The organism is Lysinibacillus sp. PWR01, assembly GCF_043359455.1.
In the GTDB taxonomy this organism is placed as follows: domain Bacteria; phylum Bacillota; class Bacilli; order Bacillales_A; family Planococcaceae; genus Lysinibacillus; species Lysinibacillus fusiformis_F.
Window position 1 is genome coordinate 52,048 of record NZ_JBHERJ010000080.1, and the last position, 21,542, is coordinate 73,589.

The following is a 21,542-nucleotide window of genomic DNA, read 5'->3' on the forward strand; positions in this document are numbered from 1 at the left end:
AAAATTTAACAATAATGAGAACTTCGCCTCCAATCTATTGACAATAATATCCACTATTTCGCTAGTTGAAATAGGAAGAAATCATTTGAAAACCGTAAAGATAACACCAAAAGAGCGGAAGAAGCAGGAGCATTTTCAGAAAATGACCTCTTTTTTCTACAAACTCCCGAATGCCTGAAGTCAGCATAATCGCACTCAGTAATAGTAAGCTATGCTGAGCCCCATAAATCTGCAAAGAGAATGTGATGACCAAGGGCAAGATGGCTGGATAAATAGAATCTGCTAGTGATCGCTTGCCCTTCAGATTGATGGGAATGCTTTCTTTCTCTGTAGATTTAGCGCCTGTTAGTTTCTTTGCAAGCATAAGGACAAGACTAAAAAATATAATCGTATAAACAATAAATAATAGCCACGGCATTGCGCTTTCCTCATTCAACAAACGAAAATAATCCACAGCTTCTTGCGCTTGCAGCTCATAATACTGTTTCGTCTTCTGATCCATTAGGAAGTATCGTTCATCCTCGACTATTACCTTCAAGGCCGTTTCCTTGCCATTATGGAAGCGTATGTATAAATCACTTACTGAAGAATTGTTGGCTGGTCGACTGCTAGGGTCCTTTTTCGTCTGTAAAACTTGCTGAAGGCGATCTATATCTTTCACCTCATAGCGATCGACATAGAACACTTGCTTTAATGGATACAAATGTTGCTCTTTGCCATTACTCCCAGATAAATACCAAGCCTCTTCAATGGATTGAATGGGACTATGCTGCAGTGGGACTAGCTCCTCCCGTTGCCTTTCATTGTAAATGAAGAGTAGTAGTGTGCTTAAACTAAGGATAATGCCTAGTATAAGTGTATAAATATAGCCTCCCTTGTGCATGCTTTCACCTCCTTTGTCATATATAGTAATTATTGTAATATACGGTTTACTCCCCCAATAAGTTTCAACTCTACTTAAAATAGAGGGGATGAAGTATGAGTAGACCAGAATTATACGTACATTTAGTAGTCGGTCCTGATTGTGATTTTGAATCCATGGCCATTCGAGCGGCACTGGAATCCTTTGGTGCAAGAGTGACACTTGATTTAATTGATGTTCTATCGGGCAATAATCTTCCTCATAAAGTGGATTATCTGATTTTGAATTTTCACGGCGATGAGGGGCGATTTTGTCTGCCTGAGTTAGGAGAAGAGGTATATGAAGAAAATGAACCAAGGCGTATCTATTGTCAGCTACAGGATGTCAAGGTCATTGCGGCAAGCTGTACATTAGGTTGGCAGCAGCTAGCGACAGCCTTTTTAGCGAGTGGCTGTCATTCCTACTTAGCACCTGATGATGATATAGAGGGTAACGCCAATCTCATGTTTCTGATTCGCTTTTTCTATGAGATAATCACAAATCATAGAAATCAGCAGGAAGCGTTTGAACTCGCTCAATCGATCGATACCGAAACAGCCATGTACAAGCTGTATTTTGCATAAAAAAGATCGTAGCACCTACTACTGGCTACGATCTTTTTTTCATTAGTGTTGATGTTTGTCTAGCATAGCTTCCGTAAAAGCCTGTGACTGTCCTTTAGGAATACTGAGTGTTTGCCAATCAGTGCCCTTTACCTGTTTCGCGATATAAATGATTTGACCGACGTGCTGTGCATAATGCGCCATTTGTCTTTCAATGGCATCGATGACCGCTAGCCGCTCCCCTCTAATCGTGACATCCCCCTGCAAATCAGATTCTGTTAAACTCGCCAAGGCCTCTAAAAACACTTGCCAGCCCTTGTCCCACGCTGAAATGATCGCTTCTTTGCTGTGAAGACTATCCTCAAACTCATCATCTCGATTTCTCGTAGGCTTTTCTCCATCTGTCGTTAAAAAATTGGTCCAGCGGGAAATCATATTCCCACTTACATGCTTCACAATCACTGCGATACTATTGGATTCTTCGTTATATGCCCAGTGCAGTTGTGCCTCTTCTAATTGGGCAAGCGCTTTATCCCCTAGCTCTTTCACACTTTGAAATCTTTTCTGGACAACTTGTAAATAGGTTTGCGCAATCGTCATAGCCAAATCTCCATCCCCTCTTTTCTATCATTCTATAATAGGTCAAAGCGAATGTCTCATTAATTAATCGTTAACAATAAAATCTCTTGCAAGGATCGCCATTTTTTCTTGAACCTCCTGTGGGTCCCCATCTAATTGATACCCGATATGATAGACATAGCCGTTATAGTAAGAATAAAACTCATTGGCTCTAGTCGTCATTTGAAAGATTCGCTTATCCGCTTCATCGTAATTATAATAAGTATATACATAACCTCGCTCTGGTGACATCTCCCGATAATACAGAGGATTCATAAAATTTAAGCCTATATTCGAAACTTTCATCCCTAGCGTTTCCTCCATATTTTTGGACTTCACATAGCTCGCTAAGGGATTATACTTTACATTTGTCACGGTAAAATTAATAAATTGTAAATCCACCCCCTTGGAGGATTTTTCTTTATAGCTAAATTGAAATTGTGTTTGTTTGCTACCATCCTCCATTTTTGCTGATACCGCATAGACCTCCTGAATATTTGGTTGAAATGGCAAATTCTCAGGTTCAATGAGATGAACGACGTCCTCCAGCGATGTTGCTACTGATTGCATTGCCTCTAAACCTTGAAGTGGTGCATAATATTGGATATGTTTTGCCTGACTTAAATAATTAGCAAGTGGAAGAAAATTACTGAATGCTGTGTCTTTTCCCTCCACTTCTGTTTGAAATAAATCCGTGAATGTAGATGTTTCCCCTTCATCGTGTGTCGCCAGCTCATCCATCGGTTTTGCGGCTTGCCAGGCAATGAAAAATAAAATAGAGCAGGTAATCATCATCGTAACAGCACGATATGTCCACTTCGACTTGGACATCGTAGGCTCTTGCTGAATTTGTTGTCGAACCTTTTGAATGATTGCCTCTTTATGTGCTGAAACATCTTGTAGTACCTGCATTGTATGCTTATCCATGGAAAAGCACCTCCCACTCAATATGTTGTAACTCTCCTTTTAATAGCTCCTTTCCTTTCTTTAAGCGTGATTTCACAGTACCTTCGGGAATCGCAAGTAGCTCCGCAATCTCTTTAATCGTCATCTCCTCCAAGTAAAAATAGACAATCGCTTCTCGTTGCTTAAGAGGTAAGCTTAAAATAGCATCATCTAACAGAGCTTGTTCATCTTGACGAATTAGTGTGTCCTGCAAAGTTGATTTTTGTTTGGTAAAAAACTTATGCTGCAATGTAATTTTCCTGTATGTCCAGCTTTTTAAGTAATCCTTGCATTTATTGATTGTCATGCGAGCTAAGTACGCCTTCATCTCTCCTCGTTCCTCATAGTGTTTTTGATGATAGAACTTAATAAAAACATCCTGCACAATATCCTCGGCTATTTGTAAATCCTTTGTATAGTAATAAGCAATTCGAAACAATTGCTCCGTATGTATAGCCATTAGCTGCTCTAATTTTTCATTATCAGACATGCCTTCTCCCTCCTTCTACACTATAAACGACTGCCAATCAGAAAAAGATTATTTTTCCAAATAGAAAAGCGCATAAAAAAACCGCCTCAACCATTTGAGACGGTTTACTGTTACTTTATAAATTTTCATCAATATATGTTTCAATATCAGATGCTATCGTATCAATCGGTACATCTTCAATATTTTCCGCATAGCCATTATACATTTTGACGAGTACACCATCTTTATCGACTAAGAAAAATTGATTACCATGAATGACTTGGTCACTGTTAGGGTCGTTTTTCACTAAAATCTTTGTATTTTTCACCGCAAATTGTTCGATATATTTCTGTGAATACCCTGTCAGAAGGTTCCATTTAGATTCATCTGGAACATTGTATTTACTAAGATAATCCGCTAACACATCTGGCTGATCAACGTCTGGATCTACTGAGAAGGCAACGATATTATAGTCCTCTACGCCTTTTTTCTGAAGCTTTTCTTGGACTTGTGCCATGTTTAATGACATGGGCGGGCAGATAGACACACAGTTTGTGAAAATATACATGCCAATCCAAGGCTTACCTTTTAAGCTTTCAAGTGAAACCGTTTCACCACGTTGATTAACATGTTCAAAATCAGGTATTTCCAGACTATAATCTGCTTTAAATTTTGAATTTCCACATGCGCCTAGCACAGATGCACAGGCTAAAAGCAACACTAGCCCTATTAATTTACGTTTCATGTCAACACTCTCCCTAACCTACACTATCCCCATCCTAACGTAGGTTGTAAGCGTTGACAAGAACTTCTAAGTGACAGCTTTCGTACATCTTTGTGAAATCCATTTCATTTTAATGAAACGAGTGCAGCATGAATCGCATCAAGCTTTACTTCGACGCGGTGCAATAAATAAAATGACACCAAAATCGGAAAACCGATATCGGATATCATGTTCAACCACTGTTCCATTCGTCTCCTCCTCTCTTACGCTAAAAATGGTCTTTGCACTGCTCATTGCAAAGACCATTTTTGAATTATTCTGTTGCTACTTCAAATTCTGTTACTTGACGATCTACAATACGGGCTCCCTTGATGGCTGACAGAGCACCACCTTGCCCAGTAAAAACATTTTTAGCCATGATCGTTGCCATTGCCTGCTGAATTTCAGTCACTGTGATATTCGGCTTGGGTGCATCAATCGAAAGAGTTGTCGTTTTCCCATCAGTTGTTACGAATTGTAACTCTAGAACTTGTGTCATTCTGTAATCCCTCCTTAAGATAAATCGTGTGTTTCCTGCTTAGCAATGCCAGCCAGTGACTGTGATGAAAGACTAGCAATGGCATGAGCAACAGCTAGCAAATCGTCCGCGCCATGTGTGTTGTTCACATTTCGATACAATTTCGTTGTGAACGTAGGCTCATTGTTCTCATCATAGCCATCCACATACTTGAGACGCAGTGTAGCATTTACAAAGTTAACGTTAGCCATCAAGCATCACCTCCCTTCTGCACACTATATAATGGCGAATTGCTAAAAAAGGGACATTAAGGATGAATTTTTTTTCAGAAGCTTTTATAATAGAGTGAGAGAAGGCAAAGAGGTGAACGATTTGTTACAAGGTTGGTTTTTATGGTTTATTTTATTTTGGGTTGTCGTCCTCATTTCATTGATGGCTATTGGCGGATTCTTCATGTTCCGCAAATTCCTTAAGGCACTCCCAAAGCAGGATGGAAAATCAGATTTAGATTGGCAAGAATATTATTTAGATAAAACCGTTCACTTGTGGGGACAAGCTGAAAAAGATTTACTCTATGAACTCGTAAGCCCTGTCCCAGAGCTTTTTAGACAAGTGGCTAAGGAAAAAATAGCAGGAAAAATTGGCGAGCTCGCATTAGAGGAAAAAGCAGCAGCCATTAACAATGACCTCATTATTCGCGGCTATATCCAAGCAACACCAAAACGCGACCACAAATTTTTACGCAAAAAATTAGAGCAAATGCAAATTGACATCTCCCCTTATGAGCATTTATTCGAATAAGTAAACGCTGCACAAAGGTTTGTGCAGCGTTTTTACGTAGCTTCGGGATGCTATGGATCGTTGTTGGGCGTTTTAACCAGTGTTTTTGAGATGCTATCCTTTATTTTTGCTAGGTTTATCATCTACATTTGGATTTCTATCCACGCTGTGTTGCTCTATCCTCTACATTTGAGGTTCTATCCGCTACTTTTTAGATGTTATCCTTCACTTTCCTAGTTTTATCCTCCACATTTGGACTTCTATCCACGCTTTGCTGCTCTATCCTCTACTTTTGAGGTTCTATCCGCTACTTTTATGATGCTATCCTCCACTTTGCTAGTTTTATCCTCTACATTTGGACTTCTATCCACGCTTTGCTGCTCTATCCTCTACTTTTGAGGTTCTATCCGCTACTTTTATGATGTTATCCTCCACTTTGCTAGTTTTATCCTCTACATTTGGACTCCTATCCACGCTTTGCTTTTCTATCCTCCACTTCTGAGGTTCTATCCTCTACTTTTTAGATGTTATCCTTCACTTTCCTAGTTTTATCCTCCACATTTGGACTCCTATCCACGCTTTACTTTTCTATCCTCTACTTTTGAGGTTCTTTCCGCTACTTTTATGATGCTTCCTCCACTTCGCTAGTTTTATCCTCCGCATTTGAACTTCTATCCACACTTTGCTACTCTATCCTTCTCTTTACTAGTTTTATCCGATTGAAGCACAAAAAAACTACACTAGCTTCAGCACTAGTGTAGTTTTTGGATTGTTTTTTTGACTTTTTTAAACTGGATGAGCATCGCGATACGCCAAGGTACTAACATGGCAAAGGCTAATATCCAGAACATACCTGCTAATTCACCGACATCGATGGAGCTACTTAAAATCATTTTCGCCACCACTCGGAATATTAACAAACCGATTAATATAAATGCGAATGCTTTTGATCGTTTTAAATAAATATCTCGACCCCTTACTTCAAATTTTGAAGTGGCAATTAATATTATCGAGAACACCATTCCTACCGCGGTTGCCTCTAAAATTTGCATCGGTGGCACACGGAATTGTTCGAATAAAAACATCAGTGCACCGGAAGACATCGCTATTGGTGGAATAATAATTTTCTTCTCATTTGTCGGCATTTTGGAAGCTCTCATTCGTATGACCATTACAAAGCTCCCCATAAGAATGGCCATAATGGTCGACCCTATAACATAATAGTGAGAAGGGATACTACTTAACATAAAAAAAATCCTCCTCTAATGTCTAATTAACAATTTTGTCCAAGTAATTGATCAGCTACAGCCTTCAATCTCTCTGGTTCGAAAGGCTTTGTGATAAAATCCTTTGCCCCACTCTCAATCGCCTCGACGATTAATTTTTGCTGCCCTAATGCTGTTACCATAATGATTTTTGCATCTGGAAATTCTGGGACGATTTTTTTTACGGCTGCAATACCTGTCATAACGGGCATCGTTACATCCATTGTCACTAAGTCTGGTTGTAACTCACGATACATCGCCACAGCTTCCTTACCATTTACTGCCTTACCGACTACTTCATAGCCCCATTCTGTAAACATATTACTGATTGCAACACGCATAAAAAGCGTATCATCCACTACTAAAACTGTAGGCACATGTTCATCTCCCTCCACGTTAAAGTTCGGTATGCCTCTTTAGTTTAACAAATTAAAAGCCTGTAAATCCACCGAAAATAGGTTGTAAAACGCGTGTAATATACGTTAAGCCATCAAAGAATAATAAAATCCCAACGGCAATCATGATGTACCCGCCGATTTTTACAATCTTCTGGCTGTGTGTACGAATCCATGTCATGCGTGAAATAAAGAAAGATAACACGAAGAATGGAATTGCGAACCCTAAATAATACGCAAACATATAGCTAAAGCCCGCACCTGGATTTGTACTTGCTAGCATAATAATCGATGCAAGGATTGGTCCTGTACATGGTGTCCAGCCTGCCGCAAAGGCAATACCAATTAAGACGGACCCAAAATAGCCAGATGGTCTATTTTTAAATTGGAACTTTCGATCCTTCATTAAGAAGTCTATTTGCAATAACCCTACAATCATTAAACCGAATACGACGATTAAGATCGCTCCAACCTGTCGTAATAATGTTTGATAATTGAGGAAGAATTCTGCTGCAAATGAAGCACTTAGTCCAATAATGATAAAGATAATGGAAAACCCTAGTAAAAAGAATAGTGTGTGGAAAATGGCACGTTTTTGTAGCATACCTTTTTCTGATTTTAGCTCATCTAATGTCATACCCGTTATGTACGATAAAAATGCTGGATACAGTGGGAGAGTACATGGTGAAATAAAACTTAAGAACCCTGCACCAAAAGCTAAAAATACGTTAATATCAGATCCCATATTTTTTAATCGCTCCTTACAGTTACTGCATCCATCGTACCAAAAAACAAAATAAAAAGCGCCCTTCTAGTTTGTGAACGTTTCATGGCAAAATGATGAGATTTTTGAGAAGTAGCATCAAGCTACTTCTGCATTATGCGCTCCTGTTGATTTTCTGTCAACAAAATCCGCCAATCTTCCCCCTTTTCAAAGAGAGTATAGCTAATTTCTCTACCTTTTTCTTGACATTGTCGATTGCTTGTCGTTAATGTTGAAAGAAGCTTCAATATTTCAAATACACTATCACGCCCATGTTATAGTAAGAAACTATTTATTTTTTCATTCATCAGCAAATCTATCTGAATATCATGTCATCTGACGACCTTATTATAGGCTTATGTGATGCATTATATTTTCCCTAAATTTCGACAGTCCTCTACTCTACACAAAGTGTTCATGTTCAACCATGAGTAAATGACTTATTTTCATGTATAATGATAGGAAATGAGCGAGAAAAAGAGGTGTAGCCCTTGGAATTAAGAAAAATTAAACCAAAAAAAATTTATGAAGAAGTGTCCGAAATCCTGCATGAAAAAATACGAGCTGGTGTCCTCAAGCCAGGTGATCGGCTTGACTCAGTAGAGCAGCTTGCTGAACAATTACAAGTGAGTCGATCCGCTGTACGGGAGGCATTATCTGCTTTAAAAGCGATGGGATTGATTGAAATCAAACAAGGTTCTGGAACATTTGTCAAAAGTGTGCCAGCCAATCAGCTTGATTTTCCTTTATCCACAGCTATGTTAACGAATAGACAGGATATTGCCCATTTATTAGAAGTGCGCAAAATTATTGAAGTAGGCGCAGCAGGACGTGCAGCGCTCCAACGTACAGATCAGGATATTCAGGCAATGCTACAAATTTTAGAGGATATGAAGCAGGCCCATGGGGATGGTGAGCTTGGTGAAAAAGTAGATTATCAATTTCATGCAGCTATTTCCAATGCCTCTCAAAATCCCCTACTCGCTACCCTTTTAGATCAAATTTCGGGATTAATGATTGAAACGATGAAAGAAACGCGACGAATTTGGTTGTACTCCCAGAAAACAACGAGTGAACAATTATATGACGAACATATGCAGATATTCCTCGCGATTAAACAACAAAATGAAGAGCTAGCCAAACATGCAATGGCATCACATTTAAGCAATGTTGAGAAAGTGCTATTACAATATTTCGAAACGGCCGAATCCAATTCCCACTAAAATTACCTAGTACCCTCTAGGTAGTTTTTTCTTTTCTGAAAATTCATTAAAAATGGTTTTATCTCCTTATAATTTATTGTATGATTAAGTTATCGATAAGTCATCAGATGACCAGTTGTTTTAGAAATGGAGGATGCATATGAAAGTCACACTATTTGCCACTTGCTTAGTGGATATGTTTCAGGGGGATGTAGGAAAGGCCGTTGTTGAAGTATTAGAAAGACTTGGCTGTGACATCGATTTTCCAGAGGATCAAATTTGCTGTGGGCAGCCTGCTTACAATAGTGGCTATGTCAAGGACTCGAAAAATGCGATGAAAAAAATGATCTCAGCCTTTGAGCATGCTGAATACGTCGTCTCCCCTTCTGGTTCCTGCGCTTATATGCTGAAGGAATATCCAGAAGTTTTTAAAGGGGACACGACATGGGAGCCAAAAGCGCAAGCATTAGCAGCTAAAACCTATGAATTCACAGAATTTATTGTCAACGTATTAAAGATTGAAGATGTGGGTGCCCATTTAGAAGGCAAAGCTACCTACCATACATCATGCCATATGACCAGATTGCTAGGTGTGACAGAGGCACCCTTGCAATTATTAAAGAACGTCAAGGGCTTACACTATGTGGACCTCCCTGGTAAGGATCGATGCTGTGGATTTGGTGGTACTTTTTCAGTCAAAATGGGCCATATATCTGGAGAAATGGTCAATGAAAAAGTACACAATGTAGAAGAAACAGGTGCTGATATTTTAATAGGCGCAGATGCTGGCTGTTTAATGAATATCGGCGGTCGCATTCAACGTCAGGATAAGCCAATTAAAGTGATGCATATTGCAGAAGTATTAAATTGCCGATAAGAGGGGGAAATAAACATGGCCATGAAAACAAGTGATGATCGGTTTCAGCAACGTGTCACAAAAGAGCTAGATAATCAGTTTATGCGTCGTGCGGTTTCGAGTGCCCAAGAACGTTTTCAAACACGTCGCCTTCAACAAGCAGAGGAGTTAGGACATTGGGAAGAATGGCGCTCACATGGAGAGGAAATCCGCAAGCATGTTTTAGCTAATCTTGATTATTACCTCTATCAATTAAGTGAAAATGTTGCCAAACGAGGCGGGCATGTGTTCTTTGCGCAAACTGCACAGGAAGCAACCGACTATATTCAAAGCATTGCTAGAAAGAAAAATGCAGCAAAAATTGTGAAATCTAAATCAATGGTGACAGAAGAAATTAACTTAAATACGGCTTTAGAAGCACTTGGTTGTGAAGTGATTGAGACAGACCTAGGTGAGTATATTTTGCAGGTGGCAGATCACGAGCCCCCTTCGCATATTGTGGCGCCAGCCTTGCATAAAAATAAGGAGCAAATTCGAGATGTTTTTAAAGAAAAACAAGGCTACAGTCAAACAGAAAAGCCAGAGGAGCTTGCCCTTTATGTACGTGAAAAATTACGGCAGGAATATTTAAAGGCCGATATTGGGATTACAGGTTGCAACTTTGCTATTGCCGAAAGTGGCTCGATTACACTCGTCACGAATGAAGGCAATGCTGATTTAGTAACAGCATTACCAAAAACACAAATCACAGTTATGGGGATGGAAAGAATTGTTCCTACCTTTGAAGAAATGGAGGTCCTTGTTAGTTTATTAACAAGAAGTGCAGTTGGTCAAAAGCTAACGAGCTATATTACAACGTTAACAGGCGTAAAGGACGAAGAGGATACGGATGGACCAGAGGAATTCCATTTAGTCATTGTCGATAATGGGCGCTCTGCTATTTTGGGAAGTGAATTCCAGCCTATTTTACAGTGTATTCGCTGTGCTGCCTGTGTCAATGCTTGCCCTGTCTATCGTCATGTTGGTGGGCATACGTACGGCTCTATTTACTCAGGTCCAGTAGGTGTTGTCCTCTCCCCACTTTTGGGGGGCTATGATGATTTTAAAGAACTGCCCTATGCTTCTACATTGTGCGGTGCTTGTACAGATGCATGTCCTGTTAAAATTCCTTTACATCAGCTCATTCATCGCCATCGTCAAGTCATTGTTGAAAATGAAGGCAAGGCACCTGTTTCTGAAAAGCTTTTAATGAAGGCATTTGGTTTTGGGGCTTCCTCCCCTACCCTTTATAAAATGGCGACAAAAATGGCTGCGCCTGCAATGTCTCCATTTACTAAAGACAATACCATTTCTAAAGGTCCTGGCCCATTAAAAGCATGGACTGAGGCAAGGGATTTTCCTGCACCAAGTAAAGACAGCTTTAGAGACTGGATGAAGCATCGTACAAAAGGAGGCGGGCAATAATGACTGATATGATTCAGCATCGAGAAACCTTTTTAGCAAACATTGCGAAGCAACTCGGACGTTCACCTAAGACAGAGCTGCCACGACCAATTTGGCAGTATCAGCCACAAGATCGTGTGCTCAAAGATGCGACAAAGGACGAATTGGTAGAGATTTTAATCAAGCAATGTGCCAACATCCATACTCATATTGTCATTTCTAGTACTACTACACTTCCACAGGATTTACAGACTGTTGTTGACAATTATGGAGGGCAGTCCGTTATTACATGGCAGGATAAACGGTTCCAAGACTACGGATTATCTGCACTCATGAACGAACAATGGCCACAAGCCAATATTCAGCTTTATGAATGGGACCCACAGCAACCCGAGGAAAATATCCGCCAAGCTGAAAAAGCAAATATCGGGATAACCATTAGTGAAATGACGTTAGCAGAATCGGGAACAGCCGTGCTCTTTAGCAGCAAGGATAGAGGGAGAAGCATTAGCTTTTTACCAGAGAAGTCGATCATTTTAATTCCTAAAAGTACGATTGTGCCTCGTATGACACAGGCAGCTCGTTGGATTAGTGAAAAAATCCGTCGGGGTGAAAAAATTGCCTCCTGTATCAACTTTATTACGGGACCAAGTAACTCAGCCGATATCGAAATGATTCTTATCGTTGGTGTCCACGGCCCCATTCAAGCAACCTATATTGTCATTGAGGATCAGTAAAACAACAGGCATGCATTTCACTGCATGCCTGTTATTTTAAGTTGTTGTGTTAGCGACCCTTTCCGGTAGAGCTGCTTTTTCATAATACTCTGGATGTGCCTCTTTTAAAATAGAAGAGCGCAGCATCACGAGTGAAATGATAATAATAATGACACTCGTTACTGGTAAAATAATCGTAGCTGGTAATGTATCATATAGCATGCCATAGACTACCATACCGATTGGCATCATAGACATCGCCATTGTTTCCATTAGTCCAAAGACACGCCCACGATACTCTTCCGCTATAATTTTTTGCATATATACCCCAATCGGCATATTAATACCCATTTCGAAAATTGCGAAAATAAAGTAAATGATGAGGTAGAAGATCACGATCGCTATATAGGAAAAATCAGTGACTAATGGGATGACTGCTAAGCCAACACTTCCCGCCAATAGCAGTAAGCTGATTTTCGAAAAGCGTAAAGGTACCTTTACTTCAGGTCTTGTTGCGAAATAAAGGGAGGCCAAGAGCATACCTAATGCACCTGACGCTTCAATAAAGCCAAAGTGTGTGGATTTGATTTTTAGCAATTCAATGATGATGTACGTTCCTCCAACAGCGATGGCAGAAAAGAATAAGTTAATCCATAATGCTACCCACATAATGGTTTTAATGACGTTTCGTTGCTTGATGTAATAAAAACCGCTTTTCAGCCCTTCCCACATCTTTTCTTTTTTCGTATCTTCCCCTCTTGTACTATAGAGGTTAAAATCCATTGTTGCCTCAAGACAAAAAGCAATCGCATAGGCCACCATATTCACCATTAAAAATACATCCATATTAAAAAATCCATACATCATACCACCAATGACTGGTCCCCCAATCGCAGCTACGGACATTGACATTTGGTTAAATGACATCGCACGCTGTAATCGTTCTGGATTAACAAGTGTGGCAATAGCAGATGAAAACGTTACACCCGAAAAGGCTGAGCAAATTGTATTAAAAACAGTAGCTATGTATATAGCATAAACAGACATTCCTACTGTTTCTGTATAAAGCAATAATCCTCCTACTGTCAAAATGGTGCCTGCCTGCGCTATTAATATTGTGCGTTTTTTTGAGAAATTATCTGCGACATAGCCTGCTAAGGGTGCCACAAGTGCGCGTGGTAATACGGAACAAATCATATTCGTCGCAAAGCTCATCGCCGACCCAGTCATCGCTAAAATATATAGGCTAAAACCGAATGCCATCACATTTGCACCCAACATGGCAATCATTTTACTCGCTGTGAACGTCCATAAATGATAGGTCGCCTTTTTTAACTTTTCCGCTTCATTCATCTAAACCCCTCCGTTATTTAACTAAATTAAAAAGTTTAATTAGGTTAAACAAAATATACCATAGTTCCCCCTTTTCATGCAAGCAAAAGTTTAATATAATTAAACAAAAGGAGGCGAGGCAGTGGACTCTTTAGGCACACGAATTCGCAAATTAAGGAAAGAACAAAAATTAACATTAGAGGCACTTGCCGGTGATCGTCTAACTAAAGGAATGTTAAGCCAAATAGAAAATGATAAGGCCAAGCCTTCCATGGAAAGCCTTGACTATATTGCTGAACGTTTAGGTGTAAAAGCTAGTGAATTACTGGAAGAAGTAACCCCATCCTCCATTCGCCAGTTGTTAGAGCAGGTGGAAATTTTATTTGCAGAAGTAAAACGTGGTGATACAGACCATCATCAAGAAATTGTCGATTTGATTAAGCCGTCTGTGGAGGGCCTACCTCAAAGCTATGAAGCAGGTCGCTTATTATATATTTATGCAGATGCCCAATATGAAGCAGGATTATCGACATGGGAAGCCCCGCTTTTGCAGGCACGCACTATTTTTAAAGAAATTAATTTACTTAGCCATTGGTTTAAAACATTTGTCCTACAAATGGCTATTATAGCGGAAAAGCGTCAATATGAATTAGCCTTCTCCTATATGTTACAAGCAAAGGAAATCATTGAACAGGAAGACTATCAGCTTGATTCGCGTGACACCTTATTAATGGCCTATTACACAGCCACGCTACAGCTTGCTATCGGTAAACATGAGGAAGGAAAAAAGTTAATTAACGAGACGATTATCAATGCCCATAAAAATCAACTGTTCTATCAAATCGATGATATGTATCGAATTGGCGCTTATTGTGCCATGGTTGACCATGACTTTGAGCAGGTTGAGTATATGCTGATGAAGCTTGATCAATACCGTGCTTTTGCTGGGCGGGATGAGGTTGATGCGTTAATTTTTGTCATACGAGCACATTATTACAATAATTACGTTCATCATTATGAGCAGGCACTTATAGAAGTAGAGCGTTTTAATCAACTTAAACATAAGCAATTTGACAAGCTAGATCCCAACTATATTTATTTTGAAAAAGGAAAATCTTTATATTTACTTGGTCGTTATGAGGAGGCAAAGGCCGCCTTTGATCACTATACAAAAATACCGATCTTTATTAGTCATCCCTATGATATCTTGAGCGTACATGAATGCTTTTCCTATAAAGCCCTTTGCTATGCACATTTTGGTGAGCTCACAACAGCCTATGAAATTGCGAAAATGGCCTACACAGATTCACTGGATTTAGTGGATTTACCCTATAAACGAAAAATTGAGGAAGTCTATCGAACAATTAAGGCACAAATTAATTCCATAACTTAATGCGTAAAGGGATTGCACGAGGCTGTGCAATCCCTTGTTTTTACTGCTGACGATCGTTCTTTATTTGTTTATGGATCTTACGTAAAGCCTTTTTCGATCCCCGTTCGATATCATGCTGAAGCTTACGTTCTTGATAGTCTACAAATAAAGTCTCTAGATCATATCCTTCAGGGTATAACTCCGTTGCGGGTAAGTCTAGGGTAAGTCGCTTCACATTCACCTCAAGTATTTGCCCCTGATAGAATACGCTGACTTTATTGTACGGGTTCATTTCTTCGTACACCAGTCCCACATCATCATAGTCCAATAATTTGACACGATCCCCTTTTGCAAATGCATAAGCCGCTGCCAAGCTTTTTTTCTCTTCTTTAGGCTTTCGAATTTTACTGTCCTGAACGAGCGTCAGCTGATATTCTTTGTTATTTATATAATCCTTTGCTCTTTGTAAAACAGCTTCGCGAACATTCATTTTCTTGGAAATCCATAACGCATTGCTTTCTCCAGACGTGCCGATGAGTAATTGATACAAAGGCTCTAATGTTTCAGGATGGAAGCGCATTGCCGCATTCATAAAATCAGGATGCATCTCAGAAAATCGTTTAATTTCACCATAATGTGTAGTCGCAACAGTAATGCAGCCCATTTGATAAAATTCCTCTAATATCGCAATGGCCAGTGCGGCTCCTTCATTTGGCTCTGTTCCACTGCCAATTTCATCAAACAGCAATAGCGTATGATTATTAGCGGCTCTCATAATATCGGAAAGATTTTTCATATGCGATGAAAACGTACTTAGTGCATTTTCTATACTTTGATTGTCGCCAATATCAACAAAGATATGATCAAATACCGCCATTTCCGTTCCTTCGTCCGCTACAATATGGAAGCCCGACATCATAGCTAATGTTAAGAGGCCAATGGTTTTCAACACAACCGTTTTGCCACCAGCGTTTGGTCCTGTAATAATGAGACTACGATAGTCTTTCGCGATGGAAAATTGAAGGGGCACCGCATTTCCTGGTAGTAATGGATGCTTGCCATTGATCAATTGAATATAACCGTAATCATTTATACGTGGCTCCCTACCACCAATTTGTCTACTAAACTTCGCTTTCGCAAAGACCATATCATATTGGCTAATTAACTCCATGTTAATCGTGATAGCATGCAGATGTTCCATTAATAGCCCTGATAAAGTCGCTAAAATCTGATATTCCTCCACCGCTTCCTCAGCCTTTAAGGTAGCCAATTCTACATTTAATTTAGCCACCACACTCGGCTCCATAAAAACGGTTGCCCCTTTTGAGGATATTTCCACTACTGTTCCCTGTACATGATTTTTATAGGTTGCCTTAATCGGAATCGTATAGCGATCATCCTTTTGACTGATAAAGAATTCCTGAATATACGGTTTATTGGCACTGTTATTCAAAAATTTCGTTAAGCGCTCTTTCAATTTTTCCTCTGTCGTTTCCATATGATGACGGATGCGCTTCAATTCACGACTAGCAACCGAATCTACACGATTGGCTTTGATCGCAAAATTAATCTCCTCCTCCACGTTCTTCAATTCAGCCATAGAATGAGCGTAAGAAGAAAGAATGGGGGCAAAAAATTCCTTATCTAACATAAATTTTTTGATGTTGCGACAGCCTCGTAAAAAATCGGAGATACTCACTAGCTCACTGGGGTCAAGAATCATCCCCTTCTCAAGCTTCGTCATGATATGCTCAATATTCGATACCCCTAAAAACGGAACATGCCCCTCTGCATCCAAAATGGCACGAGCTTCTGTTGTTTCATTCAATCGATTTTTTACCACTGCTAAGTTTGAGCTTGGCATTAATTTATCTAAAAGTTGTTTTCCTAACCCGCTGACACAGTAGGATTTAACGATGTCCTTTAATTCATGATATTGTAATTTTTCAAGCGTAGTTTTATTCATTTGTTATGCTCCTCATTGTAATGTTTTATCATACATGAAGATACCTACCCAATATTAGATAGCAATGATGGTTTAAACAACATAAAAAAGCTGTGAGGAATCCCCACAGCTCTATCTTTAAAAGGCGCATTTTCCCGGCATCACAAATAAAACTTCATCTAATTGAAGTTTCTATCCTGTATGCCACGCTTGATAAAGTATTGTAGGTATCTACATAGGTTGTTGAAATAGGTCCATGACAAAATAAGGGGTGTCCATAACATAAATCCCCGGCTGTCGTCATTGCCACTATTTCATTCAATTTTTACCTAGTTAGAACCTACCGCACTCACAAAAAAGCACCTCTCATTAATTGATCATTGTTATCTAATTATTGACATTTTACTATATGTCGGTTTGAAAGTAAAGGTGCCAATGCTTCAAAAGGTTTTCTCCTATTTTTGTCGAATCTATCAATAAGACTTTATTTGGAGGGAGTACCTAAATGCAACAAAGAATTATCCATTGCCTATTCACCTTTCTTTTCTTCTTTATTTTAATAATCCCTACAGCCTCTGCCTCTGCCACTGTGATTGGTGAAAGAAATGCAATGGGCTTTCATTATGTAGTCTTACAGGAGAATGATCACTTTAAGTGGGATATTGCCCATAAAGACAGCCAAAAAGTCATTGTGGAGAGTCAAGACAATGCGGGGTTATTAGCGCAATATAGAGAAGCCGTGAATGAGTTGCACTCTACACTCATTGTTAGCCTCATTATTCTCATCATCGTCTTAATTGCTGTCATTATTTGTTGGCTCTTCTTTAGAAAGCAAAAGCATGAGCTGAAAAATCCTGCAGCCATCGTATTCGTTCTACCATTCGCTCTAGCGATTATGATAATTTTCAAACAGTCACTCCATCTCAATCAGACAATTCAACAAGCTACCTATATTTTTCACCATATTAGTGGATGAATTTTATCGATCTATCGGAGACGATTAAACAAAATAGCAGGCAATCCAACAGCTCAATCCAATAAGGAAGTAAAAGACTTTTGTGTACTAGGGTAAATAAATCCCAAATGAAAGAGCCGCTAGAGCCCAATCCCTCATCTTTATGTACGCTCGCATTATGTCTCATCCCAAAGGCTATAAAAGCCAGCCCAAAAATGGCTAGTAAAATATGTTCCAACTTATTACACCTCTTTATTCATATCTCCATTAGAGTAGCATGCAAATCATACAAAACGAAGAGGGAAAAATTACATAAAAAAGACCTGTAGAAAAATCTACAAGTCTTTTACGAAACTGATTTATGATGGGCTTTTCTTGTCTCGATAATTTTGGAACCAGAGAATAAGAGTAATGCCGCCCAAATAATGCTGAATGCAAGGAGCTCAACTTGACTAAATGGCTCTTTGTATAGCACGATACCTAAAATCAAGACAATGGTTGGCGATACATATTGGATAAACCCTAGTAAATATAAAGGAATATTCTGTGCCCCCTTCGCAAATAAAATAAGCGGGACGGCTGTTACTAAACCACTGAAGATCATTAAGATATCTGTTTTAACATCGACATGTAAAAACAAGGCTTGATGGGTAGTAAACAGATACACATAATAGCCTAATGCAAAGGGTAAAATCAATAACGTTTCAATGGCTAACCCTCTTGTAGCATCCAGTGTAATTTTCTTTTTCAGCACACCATAAATAGCGAAAGATAGCGCAATCAATAAAGCTACCCAAGGTACTGAGCCGTAATTGATTGTTAAAATAATCACCGCAATAAATGCAATTCCTGTCGCTACCCATTGTGCACGACTGAGCGATTCTTTAAAGAAAATTACCCCAAAAATAACAGACAAGAGCGGATTAATATAATAACCTAAGCTCGTTTCAATGAGATGATTATGTGTCACTGCCCAAATATACAAATACCAGTTCATTGAAATGACAAAGGACGCACCTGCAAGCTGCCAGAACTGCTTTTGATGTGACCATAAATATTTTAGATCTGCTACGAGATCCTGACGCATTCGAAATACGATAACTGCAAGTACCGTAAAGACAAAGGACCAAATGACACGGGATAATAAAATCTCCATACTTGGTACATGCTCAAGTAGTTTCCAATATAGAGGGAATGCTCCCCAAAAGGCATAGGCAAAAAAGGCAGCCAAAACCCCTTTTTTCTCATTTGACATGGACACTAACGCTCCTACTCTGATTGAAATCGATAAACGATTTCCTATAATCTTAAACTAGTTAAAGAATAGACTCATTATAGGACTTTGAATGGCTGCTGTAAATGCCAAATTTCTAGTGCCTTTTAAAAGCTGTTAACCTTTCTGTTCCGACTCTAGCTCAGAAATATACTTGCGTACAGTACTATAGCTAATCTCGGGATTGATTTGGCGCTTGATGCGAATATGGATTTCTTTAATCCCAACCCCTTGCTCACGCATATCTCGAATCATCGACTTCAAAGGCCCCGTCAGTGACTCTCTTGACATCGCTGTATATTTACTTAGTTCAATGAGAAGATCCGTATTTTGTTGGCGGAGCACCTTCATTTCTTCCACCACACAATTATATTCTGTTACCTTTTTCTGTAAAACTGTGTTTTGCTGCTTGAACTTTTGCAGCTCTTCTGTTAGCTGTGCATTTTGCATTTTTAGCATTTTTCGTTCTCGTTCTAACCCATTTTGCTTGTTATCTAAATCTCTATTCATCGCATTATATAACTCTTCCGTATGCAGCAGCTCTAAATAGCGGCTTTGCGGCACAATCATTAAGCTATCTGTCGTGTATAGAGCAAGCGTTCCGTCTTTAAAAGGCTCATATGACAATGTAGAGGGCTTTATTTTATTCGCCATTTATTTTTCTCTCCTCCACGAAAAAATACATGATATCGAATTGCTTTGTTTCGCATCTTTCCGCTTCCTTTTTCATTTGATAATCATTCTCATTTAACTTTATCATAATCACTATTTTGCTTTTTGTCAAAGAACATTTCCATCTTAGCGAATATTATGGCAAACCCTTGGAAAGAGCCTCTCTACCTGACAACACATTCCATATAAAAAGCCTCTTGCAACAATAGCTGCAAGAAGCTTGTGCCTTACATTTTTTTCAGTTTTTCATATTCCAACTGCAAACGTTCAATACGTTTACGACCTTCTTCACGGTTTCTTGCTGTTTCTGCTTGAATTTGCTTCGTTTCTTGAATACCAGCCATAATTGTTTGCCACGTTGTTTCAATCGTTTCGATTTTAATGCTTGGGCTACCAGCTTGACGTGCGATATTCACACTGTTCTTACTAATATTTTCAGCATTACGGACAAGCATTTCGTTGGTACGGCGGTCCAGTTCCACCATAGAATCAGAAATCAGCTTTTGACGCTTCAATGTGACTGCGTGGATCAGCCCTTGCTTAAAGATCGGAATCGTTGTGACAAAGGCAGAATTAATCTTGGCAATCAAATGATTGTTCCCTTGCTGCATTAAGCGAATTTGTGGTGCTGATTGGAAGGATACTTGTTGTGCCATTTCCAAATCATAGCGACGTTGCTCTAATAATTCCACAGCGCGAAGCATTGTTTCATATTCCATAGCTGCCAGTTGATCACCTGTTTGTGCTTTTTGCTCAAGTGCAGGTAATGATGCGCGAACCTCTTCTGTTTTTACTTCAATCGCAGCAACAAATTTACTTAATGATTGGAAGTAATTTAAGTTCTGATCATACAGATTTTCAAGGTCAATGGTATTACGCTTCATTTCCCCTTCGTATTTTTGGATTTCACGGTAAATGACATCCACTTCTTTATTCATACTGTCATACTTAGATAAGAACCTTTCCAATTGCTCTTTTCCTTTGTTAAAGAGCTTGGAGATGAAACCACCCTTTTTCTCTTCCGCAAAATCCTGTGGATCGAATTTATCCATAATTTTATTCAGGTTATTTAATAGCACACTCGATTCTTCCAGCTTACTAGCTTTCATCGTTGCGAGCATTTTATCTGAAAAGGTAGAAATGCCACTTGCTGTTTCTTTACCAAGCTCTAGCATGGCAATTTGATCTTTGACATCAATTTTTTGTGCAAGTGTATGAACCTCTGGATCTTGCTTTAACATCAGCTGATTTTGAGCGATTTGTGATAGCTCCTGCTCAGATACAAGTACCGGCTTTTGCTCAGGCGCCTGCTGTAAAAGTGGATTTGGCTGTAATAAAGGATTTTCTGAAGCGAATGGGTCCTTGGATTTTAAAAGATCATTGTTGAATTCAGACATACGTTTTACCCCCTGCAATTTATCTCTACTAATTACTTACGATTACCATGTAAAAAAGTTTCATTTTCTATAGTATGAAAAAATATGAGTCTGCTATACGATAGCCATTTTGGTGAAGCTTATATTGCACGGTGTATTGGTTAGGGTGAGTATTATCAACAAAAATGTCCATCTCAGTACGATGGTGGAGAATTTCTTCTATTTCATTATTCATGAGACAAAGCTGCTGAAGTTTTTGAAAGAACTGCGCTTTTTCCTCAGGTGTTACTAAACGTTGACTTGGTGGGAGGGCAAGGAGCGCTTCCACCTCTGATTTAGCTATCATGGTCTCACCCCTTTGTTAAATTATAGCTTCTTTCTATACAAAATTCGACTAATTCCGTAAATTCCTTTACATTGTTTGCTAACTGTGGCTTCTTGTGACCAAAAAAGCAGCTAC

Annotated in this window: 25 protein-coding genes; 8 read left to right on the top strand and 17 right to left on the bottom strand. The window is 39.2% G+C overall.

Annotation, left to right across the window (positions count from 1 at the left end; translation table 11 throughout):
• Positions 1–61 precede the first annotated feature (61 nt).
• The gene (locus ACEVFT_RS17795; protein WP_393950896.1) at positions 62–883 is read right to left on the bottom strand and encodes a hypothetical protein; all 822 of its coding nucleotides are present in this window, start codon (positions 881–883) and stop codon (positions 62–64) included.
• Between the two features lie 95 nt (positions 884–978).
• On the opposite strand from ACEVFT_RS17795, the gene ACEVFT_RS17800 reads away from it, so the two are divergent.
• Complete coding sequence (locus ACEVFT_RS17800) at positions 979–1,485, top strand: delta-aminolevulinic acid dehydratase (RefSeq protein WP_393950897.1); 507 nt, start codon at positions 979–981, stop codon at positions 1,483–1,485.
• A 42-nt stretch (positions 1,486–1,527) separates the two neighbouring features.
• Here the strand turns inward: ACEVFT_RS17800 and ACEVFT_RS17805 are convergent, their stop codons facing one another.
• The 7 genes from ACEVFT_RS17805 to ACEVFT_RS17835 all read right to left on the bottom strand — a co-directional run bounded on the left by ACEVFT_RS17805 (position 1,528) and on the right by ACEVFT_RS17835 (position 4,988).
• Positions 1,528–2,064, bottom strand: coding sequence for a DUF1572 family protein (locus tag ACEVFT_RS17805; RefSeq protein WP_393950898.1), 537 nt, complete (start codon positions 2,062–2,064; stop codon positions 1,528–1,530).
• Between the two features lie 63 nt (positions 2,065–2,127).
• Positions 2,128–3,009, bottom strand: a complete 882-nt coding sequence (locus ACEVFT_RS17810; RefSeq protein WP_393950899.1) for a hypothetical protein — start codon at positions 3,007–3,009, stop codon at positions 2,128–2,130.
• The gene (locus ACEVFT_RS17815; protein WP_205442683.1) at positions 3,002–3,517 is read right to left on the bottom strand and encodes an RNA polymerase sigma factor; all 516 of its coding nucleotides are present in this window, start codon (positions 3,515–3,517) and stop codon (positions 3,002–3,004) included. The genes ACEVFT_RS17810 and ACEVFT_RS17815 overlap by 8 nt, the downstream gene beginning before the upstream one ends.
• A gap of 115 nt (positions 3,518–3,632) precedes the next feature.
• Positions 3,633–4,241, bottom strand: a complete 609-nt coding sequence (locus tag ACEVFT_RS17820) for an SCO family protein (RefSeq protein WP_054550847.1) — start codon at positions 4,239–4,241, stop codon at positions 3,633–3,635.
• Between the two features lie 104 nt (positions 4,242–4,345).
• Positions 4,346–4,468 (bottom strand): YvrJ family protein, encoded by a 123-nt coding sequence (locus ACEVFT_RS17825; protein ID WP_004229459.1) that lies wholly within the window; start codon positions 4,466–4,468, stop codon positions 4,346–4,348.
• A 65-nt stretch (positions 4,469–4,533) separates the two neighbouring features.
• Positions 4,534–4,758 carry a DUF2922 domain-containing protein gene (locus tag ACEVFT_RS17830; protein ID WP_342443206.1) on the bottom strand — a complete coding sequence of 75 codons (225 nt, stop codon included), beginning with the start codon at positions 4,756–4,758 and terminating at the stop codon, positions 4,534–4,536.
• Between the two features lie 14 nt (positions 4,759–4,772).
• Positions 4,773–4,988: a DUF1659 domain-containing protein gene (locus ACEVFT_RS17835; RefSeq protein WP_393950900.1), complete on the bottom strand. Its 216-nt coding sequence runs from the start codon at positions 4,986–4,988 to the stop codon at positions 4,773–4,775.
• A 121-nt stretch (positions 4,989–5,109) separates the two neighbouring features.
• Between ACEVFT_RS17835 and ACEVFT_RS17840 the strand changes: the two genes are divergently transcribed.
• The gene (locus tag ACEVFT_RS17840; RefSeq protein ID WP_205447381.1) at positions 5,110–5,538 is read left to right on the top strand and encodes a DUF2621 domain-containing protein; all 429 of its coding nucleotides are present in this window, start codon (positions 5,110–5,112) and stop codon (positions 5,536–5,538) included.
• 731 nt (positions 5,539–6,269) lie between these two features.
• Here ACEVFT_RS17840 and ACEVFT_RS17845 read toward each other — a convergent pair.
• Genes ACEVFT_RS17845 through ACEVFT_RS17855 form a run of 3 tightly spaced genes read right to left on the bottom strand, consistent with a single transcriptional unit; the run spans position 6,270 to position 7,922 of the window.
• Complete coding sequence (locus ACEVFT_RS17845; protein ID WP_393950901.1) at positions 6,270–6,764, bottom strand: CcdC family protein; 495 nt, start codon at positions 6,762–6,764, stop codon at positions 6,270–6,272.
• A 26-nt stretch (positions 6,765–6,790) separates the two neighbouring features.
• Positions 6,791–7,177, bottom strand: coding sequence for a response regulator (locus tag ACEVFT_RS17850; RefSeq protein ID WP_205442678.1), 387 nt, complete (start codon positions 7,175–7,177; stop codon positions 6,791–6,793).
• A gap of 34 nt (positions 7,178–7,211) precedes the next feature.
• Positions 7,212–7,922, bottom strand: a complete 711-nt coding sequence (locus tag ACEVFT_RS17855; RefSeq protein WP_205442676.1) for a cytochrome c biogenesis CcdA family protein — start codon at positions 7,920–7,922, stop codon at positions 7,212–7,214.
• A 509-nt stretch (positions 7,923–8,431) separates the two neighbouring features.
• On the opposite strand from ACEVFT_RS17855, the gene ACEVFT_RS17860 reads away from it, so the two are divergent.
• The 4 genes from ACEVFT_RS17860 (at position 8,432) to ACEVFT_RS17875 (ending at position 12,178) form a co-directional block, all read left to right on the top strand.
• Positions 8,432–9,163 (top strand): FadR/GntR family transcriptional regulator, encoded by a 732-nt coding sequence (locus ACEVFT_RS17860; RefSeq protein WP_393950902.1) that lies wholly within the window; start codon positions 8,432–8,434, stop codon positions 9,161–9,163.
• Between the two features lie 139 nt (positions 9,164–9,302).
• Complete coding sequence (locus tag ACEVFT_RS17865) at positions 9,303–10,019, top strand: (Fe-S)-binding protein (RefSeq protein WP_393950903.1); 717 nt, start codon at positions 9,303–9,305, stop codon at positions 10,017–10,019.
• Between the two features lie 15 nt (positions 10,020–10,034).
• Positions 10,035–11,462, top strand: a complete 1,428-nt coding sequence (locus tag ACEVFT_RS17870; protein WP_393950904.1) for a LutB/LldF family L-lactate oxidation iron-sulfur protein — start codon at positions 10,035–10,037, stop codon at positions 11,460–11,462.
• Positions 11,462–12,178, top strand: coding sequence for a LutC/YkgG family protein (locus ACEVFT_RS17875; RefSeq protein WP_393950905.1), 717 nt, complete (start codon positions 11,462–11,464; stop codon positions 12,176–12,178). Before ACEVFT_RS17870 ends, ACEVFT_RS17875 begins: the two co-directional genes overlap by 1 nt.
• A 36-nt stretch (positions 12,179–12,214) precedes the next feature.
• Here the strand turns inward: ACEVFT_RS17875 and ACEVFT_RS17880 are convergent, their stop codons facing one another.
• Complete coding sequence (locus ACEVFT_RS17880) at positions 12,215–13,510, bottom strand: MFS transporter (protein ID WP_393950906.1); 1,296 nt, start codon at positions 13,508–13,510, stop codon at positions 12,215–12,217.
• A 121-nt stretch (positions 13,511–13,631) separates the two neighbouring features.
• Between ACEVFT_RS17880 and ACEVFT_RS17885 the strand changes: the two genes are divergently transcribed.
• The gene (locus tag ACEVFT_RS17885) at positions 13,632–14,882 is read left to right on the top strand and encodes a helix-turn-helix domain-containing protein (RefSeq protein WP_393950907.1); all 1,251 of its coding nucleotides are present in this window, start codon (positions 13,632–13,634) and stop codon (positions 14,880–14,882) included.
• A gap of 40 nt (positions 14,883–14,922) precedes the next feature.
• Here the strand turns inward: ACEVFT_RS17885 and ACEVFT_RS17890 are convergent, their stop codons facing one another.
• Positions 14,923–16,827, bottom strand: a complete 1,905-nt coding sequence (locus ACEVFT_RS17890; protein ID WP_393950908.1) for an endonuclease MutS2 — start codon at positions 16,825–16,827, stop codon at positions 14,923–14,925.
• Positions 16,828–17,311: 484 nt separating this feature from the next.
• On the opposite strand from ACEVFT_RS17890, the gene ACEVFT_RS17895 reads away from it, so the two are divergent.
• Positions 17,312–17,782 (top strand): hypothetical protein, encoded by a 471-nt coding sequence (locus tag ACEVFT_RS17895; RefSeq protein ID WP_393950909.1) that lies wholly within the window; start codon positions 17,312–17,314, stop codon positions 17,780–17,782.
• Positions 17,783–18,107: 325 nt separating this feature from the next.
• On the opposite strand, the gene rarD is transcribed toward ACEVFT_RS17895, so the two are convergent.
• From rarD to ACEVFT_RS17915, 4 genes are all read right to left on the bottom strand, one after another.
• Positions 18,108–19,016 (bottom strand): EamA family transporter RarD, encoded by a 909-nt coding sequence (gene rarD, locus ACEVFT_RS17900; RefSeq protein ID WP_205442663.1) that lies wholly within the window; start codon positions 19,014–19,016, stop codon positions 18,108–18,110.
• A 135-nt stretch (positions 19,017–19,151) separates the two neighbouring features.
• Entirely contained in the window at positions 19,152–19,688 is a 537-nt protein-coding gene (locus ACEVFT_RS17905) for a hypothetical protein (RefSeq protein WP_205442660.1), read from the bottom strand.
• 245 nt (positions 19,689–19,933) lie between these two features.
• Positions 19,934–21,103, bottom strand: a complete 1,170-nt coding sequence (locus ACEVFT_RS17910; protein ID WP_004229508.1) for a toxic anion resistance protein — start codon at positions 21,101–21,103, stop codon at positions 19,934–19,936.
• A gap of 67 nt (positions 21,104–21,170) precedes the next feature.
• Positions 21,171–21,428 (bottom strand): hypothetical protein, encoded by a 258-nt coding sequence (locus tag ACEVFT_RS17915; RefSeq protein WP_393950910.1) that lies wholly within the window; start codon positions 21,426–21,428, stop codon positions 21,171–21,173.
• Positions 21,429–21,542 lie beyond the last annotated feature (114 nt).